This is a genomic window from Delftia sp. ZNC0008 (assembly GCF_000799035.1).
Classification (GTDB): Bacteria; Pseudomonadota; Gammaproteobacteria; order Burkholderiales; family Burkholderiaceae_C; genus Comamonas; species Comamonas tsuruhatensis.
On the sequence record NZ_JTKZ01000667.1, the window covers coordinates 1 to 2848 of the forward strand.

General features: G+C 70.7%; 1 protein-coding gene and 1 riboswitch. The gene reads right to left on the reverse strand.

The window, feature by feature from the left end; translation table 11 throughout:
• Positions 1-112: 112 nt before the first annotated feature.
• Positions 113-2350, reverse strand: a complete 2238-nt coding sequence (locus L995_RS21940) for a TonB-dependent receptor (RefSeq protein WP_047473705.1) — start codon at positions 2348-2350, stop codon at positions 113-115.
• A gap of 129 nt (positions 2351-2479) precedes the next feature.
• A riboswitch (cobalamin riboswitch) is annotated at positions 2480-2760 on the reverse strand.
• Between the last annotated feature and the right edge of the window lie 88 nt (positions 2761-2848).

A 2848-nucleotide genomic window follows, 5' to 3' on the forward strand; every position in this document is an offset into this window, starting at 1 on the left:
TGCAGCGACGGTGTCGGCCCAGGCCGCGGGCAGGCCGCAGCCCAGGGCCGCCGCCGCGCCCTGGCGCAGCAACTGGCGGCGCGTGGTGCTGGATTGCCTCATGCCATGGACCTCAAAACTCTGCTTGCAGGCCGACCATGAGTTCGCGCCCGGCCATCGACGTTCCGCAGCCGCCGTTCTGGTACGCCGGGTTGGCGATGCAGGGCGCACGGTCCAGCGCGATGAAGATGGGGTGGCGGTTCAGGTCGAACAGGTTGTTGACGGCCGCGAACAGCTTGACGCCCGGCGACACGCGGTAGTCGGCACGCAGGTTCCAGATGGTGAAGGCGCCCTTGCGGTGGATGAAGGTGCTGCGGGGCTCGCCCTGCGGGATGAGCAGCGCCTCTTCCGTGTCGTACCACATGGGACCGCGCAGCAGCGTGGACAGCTGCAGGCTCCAGTCGCCCTGCAGGCGCCCGCTGCCGCGCCCGTAGCGCACGCCGGCCGAGACCTCGTAGCGGTACATGCGCTGCACCTTGTCGGTATTGGCCGACGCTGGCGATCCCTTGTCCCGCATGCTGAAGTGGTAGTAGCCGCCAGCCCAGGCCTTGAGCTGGTGGCCCGTCAGGTTCAGCGCCCGCGCCAGGTCCATGTCGGCCTGCATTTCCAGGCCGCGCGCCACGATGTCGGCCGCGTTGTTGGCGTAGTCCGAGGTATTGGTCGTGGCCCCGCGCGAGACGGTGATGATGCGGTCGCTGATGGTGTTCTGGAACACGGCCGCATCCACGCGCCAGCCGGGCTGCTGCAGCGCAGCGCCGACCTCGATCTGGCGGCTGGTCTCGGGCTTGAGGTTGGGGTTGCCGAAGGTGCGGCCACCGCCGACGGCCGTGAAGTCCGAGGCCAGCTCCGTGGCCGTGGGCGCGCGGAACCCCGTGGAGGCCGCAGCGCGCAGCGTGAGCCGGTCCGTGGCCTTCCAGGTGGCGCCGGCCGACCAGGTGTGGTTGTCGTAGTCGCGCGTGCTGGCCTGGGCCAGGGCCAGGTTGGGCGTATCGTCGAAACGCGTCGTGCCCCAGGTCTTGCGCAGGCCGGCACGCAGGGTCAGGCGGTCGTCGAACAGGGTCTGCGCGTCCTCGAAGTACAGCGCGTGCACCTGCTCGGTCTGGTTGTTGTCGTAGGGCGCAACCTGGCCCGCCGGGCCGCCCGGCATGGCCACGCGCAGGCGGTCGGAGCGCAGCTTGCTGCGCTCCCAGTCGAAGCCCATCAGCAGGTCATTGGTCTGGCTGACACGCAGGCGCGGCTGAAAGCGCAGGCCCGTGGCGTCCAGCTGGCGGTGGTTGTAGTCGCGCGCCGTGCCGGGCACGGCGCTGTTGCCCGAGCGGATCACGGGCGATGCCCAGTTGAACTCATCGGTATCGACCAGGCTGTAGATGTGGGTCGTCCAGCTCAGGCGCTGGCCGGGCAGTGCGCCCTCGTAGGTCAGGTCCAGCGAGCGGTTGCTGCGGTTGTCGCGGCTGTAGATGTTGGCGCCCGATCCGCGAAAGCCCGCGTTGTAGATGCCGTCCGTGCGCAGTTGCAGCTCCACGCGATGCAGCTCGTGCAGCTGCCAGCCCAGGGCGCCGCTGGCGCCGCGCCGCTTCCAGCCCGTGTTCTCCATGCGCGTGCCGCCGTCGCCCGACTCGTAGTCGCCGCGCCCGCCTGCGCTCACGCCGAAGTACCAGTCGAAGCGGTCATTGGCGCCGGCCGTCTGCGCATCGGTGCGCCACAGGTCCCATGAACCGGCCTGGACCTGGGCGCGCGTGCCGGGTGCGGTCGCTCCCGTCTTCATGATGATGTTGACCACCCCGCCCATGGCCTGGCTGCCGTAGATCACCGAGGACGGGCCGCGCACGATCTCGATGCGCTCCACATCCGAGGGGCTGAGCTTGGACAGGTTGGCCGTGCCCGCGCGCCGGCCGTTGACCAGCACCAGCACCTGGCTGCGGAAGTCGCGCCCCTGGCCGTCGGTGGAGGCGCCGCGCAGGTTCATCGAGGTCTGGGCCGCCGTCCATTCGCTGAGAAAGCCCACGGCGTTCTCGGCCAGCAGGTCGGTGACCGAGCGCGCGCTGGAGCGCTCTATGGCCTCGCGGTCGATGGTCTGCGTGGTGCCCGCGATGCGGCTGCGCGCCTCGGGCCGCGCGGTGGCGGTCACGAAGACGGCGTCCAGCGCATCGTCGGCGGAGTCCGTGGATCGGCCAGCCGGCTCCTGCGCGGCGCCGGCCGCTGCAGCGCAGCTGGCCAGCAGGGCCGCAGCCGCTACGGGCCGCAGGCTGGAGACAAGAGGGAGAACAGAGAGAAGGCCGGAGGAATCGGCGGCCGAGGAAGCGAAGCGCATGCGTTGAATCCAACTGCCCCAGTCACCCGTGGGGCCTATCGTCTGAACCACGCCGCACGGCGCGCACGCCGGAGCCGGCCACGGCAGCGCAGGCTGGGGCCGGACCGGACAGGCGCACTCCCGCGGCGTCCGAAAGCAATGCAGAAGGCCGGTATCCGGGCTTGCGGAACGCTGCGGCGCGCAGGGTGGGCGCGCTGCGGCAGGCATCCCCGCCTTCCCATGCCCGAGAAGGACACAGTGGCTTGCGGCGCGTGGTTTGGGGCGCGTCCGCGTGGGGAGTTGTATTCCGCTGACCGTTGCGGGGGCAGCGCAGGCATTGCGAGCGGCCACCTCGATGGCATCGCGCACCTGCTTCCCGTTGAACCCCTGGCCGGTGAACGGCATGGGGCACCTTCAGCAACAGCGCACCGCCACGGCCCAGGGGCTGCGGCGGTGCGCCAGCGGCGGATTATCGCTGATGCGGTCTAGGCCCAGAAGCCCGGCACGCGGGCCACGCGG